This window comes from Streptomyces sp. WELS2 (genome assembly GCF_013870595.1).
Taxonomy (GTDB): Bacteria; Actinomycetota; Actinomycetes; order Streptomycetales; family Streptomycetaceae; genus Streptomyces.
The window spans coordinates 1-2,937 of the sequence record NZ_JACBWZ010000762.1; the positions used below are offsets into that span (position 1 = coordinate 1).

2 protein-coding genes are annotated in these 2,937 nt (G+C 72.9%); both read right to left on the minus strand.

The features are described from left to right. Positions 1-253 precede the first annotated feature (253 nt). Positions 254-1,183, minus strand: a complete 930-nt coding sequence (locus H5J33_RS29435; protein ID WP_181797848.1) for a dienelactone hydrolase family protein — start codon at positions 1,181-1,183, stop codon at positions 254-256. Positions 1,184-1,523: 340 nt separating this feature from the next. Next, on the minus strand, positions 1,524-2,753 hold the full coding sequence (locus H5J33_RS29440) for a cytochrome P450 (RefSeq protein WP_181797849.1): 1,230 nt from the start codon (positions 2,751-2,753) through the stop codon (positions 1,524-1,526). Positions 2,754-2,937 lie beyond the last annotated feature (184 nt).

A 2,937-nucleotide genomic window follows, 5' to 3' on the forward strand; every position in this document is an offset into this window, starting at 1 on the left:
ACGGCTGGGCCGGCGGCGAACGCGCGGGCGACCCGGGCGAGGACGGTCGAGCGACCGCTGCCGGGCTCACCGGTCAGGACGTACGCGCCGCCCTCCCGCAGCCGCTCCTCCAGCGTCGCGACCGGATCCGGCCGGTGCCGCGCCGCACCGGGTCCCAGAGGCGTCTGTCCGCTCATTCCCGAAACCTTACTGAGGCGTAAGGACGCGCGGAAGGCGTACGTCCGGGCCCCTGCGGTCGGGGCCCGGAGGGGGGTCAGGAGGTGTGCGGGCAGTTGCCCCGGTACTCCTCGATGGTCAGGCTCGGCCGTGGCAGCGGGCAGAGGAACTGCTCGTAGCGGGTGTCGTCGTCGATGAACCGCTTCAGCCACGAGACGCTGTACTTCGCGATCGTCGTGTTCGAGGTGTTGGGCGTGAAGTGGGTCGCGCCGTTCAGCTCCAGGTACGCCCGGTCGAGGGAGCTGGGGAGGGTGGCGTAGAAGGGTTCGGCGTGGGTGACGACGGGGGCGATCGTGTCACCGTCGGCGCCGAAGATGAGGGTGGGGGTCTTGATCTCGGGCCAGGTCTTGTCGAGGTTCCACGGGGTCAGCGGGATCGCCGCCTGGAGCGAGGGACGTGTCTTGGCCGCCTCCAGGGTGCCGCCGCCGCCCATCGAGTGGCCCATGACGCCGAGGCGGCTGGAGTCGATGCGGTTCCGTACGGAACTGCTCTGGGTGAGGTAGTCGAGCGCCGCGAGCAGTTGGCTGCCCCGGGAGTCGGGCTGGTCCAGCGTGGTCAGTGTGTCGATGGTGAAGACCACGAACCCCTGGGAGGCCAGCCGGGGGCCGAGCCAGGCGATGGAGGACTGGGTGCCGGTGTAGCCGGGCGAGACGGCCACCGCGCCGAAGGTGCCGTCGGTGGTGCTGGTCGGGTAGTAGATGGTGCCCCCGCCGAAGCCGGTGACGGCGAGCCGGGAGACGGTGGTCTCCGCGACGGCGTACGGGCCGCGGAGCGCCTCGATGCTGGATTCGGTGGGCGCCGGGCCGCGCTCGTAGGGGTTGTCGGCACCGTGGGCCGCCGGCCCGCCGAGCGTGGTCAGGCCGACGACGGCGGTGACCGCGGCGGCGAGGGCGCCGAGCCGTCCGGCACGACGGGTGGGGCGTGGGCGGGGGGCCGGTGCCGTGGTGCTGGTGCGCGGGTGCTGCACGACGAGTCGTCCTCTCTGTCGCGGCGAGCCGCCCGTCCGGTCCGGATGGCACGCGTGAGCGCGCCGGCCGACGGGCTCCGCCAGTGGGGTGAGCAGTGCCACTGTCGGCGTCGCGCGGCACGACCGGACCGGCAATGTCACCGGTCTTGTGCGGGCATCCGCCACGGAGGGGCATCCCGGCGCGGAGCGGGAACGATGGCGGAGGCCGTCACTCCGGCCCACCGGAGCCCACCGGCGCCCTGCACACCGGTCTTACGCACAAGGCATACGGGACATAGGGGTATGCGCGTCGGCAAGGGCCCCCGCCCAGCCCCCCGGGCAAAGACGCACCCGTATGCGCTCAGTCCGCCCACCCGCCCGGCGTGAACGTGACCGGAAGCCGCGCCGGGCCGCGCAGGCCGCCGGGTCGCCAGGGCACCTCGGCCGGTGGCACCGCCAGGGCCAGGTCCGGGAGGCGGCGCAGCACCGTGCCGATGGCGATCCTGGCCTCCAGCCGGGCGAGCGGCGCCCCGAGGCAGTAGTGGATGCCGTGCCCGAAGGCCAGGTGGCCGCTGTCACCGCGGGTGATGTCCAGCCTGTCGGGGTCGGTGAACCGGGCCGGGTCGCGGTCGGCGATCGCGGACGCGATCACCACGGTGGCCCCGCGGGGAATGGTCACGCCCGCGATCTCGACGTCCTCGCGGGCGAACCTGGCGATCCCCGGATTGACCGGTCCGTCGTAGCGGAGGAACTCCTCGACGGCGTCGGGCAGCAGCTCCGGGCGCTCCCGCAGCAACGACAACTGCCCGGGGTGGGTGAGCAGCGCGGCGATGCCGCCGCCGATCAGGTTGGCCGTCGTGACGTACCCGGCCACCAGCAGCAGGAAGGTCATGGCGATCAGCTCGTCCTGGCTGAGCCGCTGTTCCTCGTCGTGGGCGCTGATCAGCGCGCTGAGGAGGTCTTCGCCGGGCCGGGCTCGCTTGGTCTCCAGGTGCTTGGTCACATAGGCGTGCATCCGTTGCCACGCCTCGTTGACGACGGCCGGGTCGGGCATGGTCTCGCCGCGTACGAGCATGGCGTCGGTCCACCGCTGGAAGTCCTGCCGGTCGTCCGCGGACACGCCGAGCAGTTCGCCGATGACGGTGACCGGCAGCGGCAGCGCGAAGTCCGCCACGAGGTCGGCGCGGCCGTCCGGTGCCACCACGTCGAGCAGCCGGTCGGTGATCTCCTGGACACGGGGCCGCAGCCCGGCGACCCGGCGTGCGGTGAACGCCTTCGACACCAGGCGGCGCAGCCGGGTGTGGTCCGGCGGGTCGGAGCGCAGCATGGTGCTCATCATCGACTCGCGTTCGAACTCGGGCAGTTGTGCCATGAGGCGAGGGTCCGAGGCGTCGCGGACATCGCTGCTCAGCCTGGGGTCGGAGAGGGCGGCGAGTCCGTCCTCGTAGCGGGTGATCAGCCAGGCCTCCAGGCCGCCGGCGATCATCGCGCGCCGGACCGGGCCCTCCTCGCGCAGCCGCCGGTAGAGCGGGAAGGGGTCCTCCAGGAAGGCCGGGTCGGAGTAGGGCAGAAGGACAGGCTGCTGGCTCATCGCGCCTCCCGGGCCGGGGTCGACCGCACATGCCGCTTTGTCGGCACCAGGGGGATATACCCGATACGAACGCCACGGCAACGGCCGTTCCCCGTCCACCGCCCGGAACACGCATCCCGCGGCCGGAGGCCGGACGGCTGTCGGGGACGGTCGCGGGGCTGCCGGAGGGCTCCCCTTCCGACCG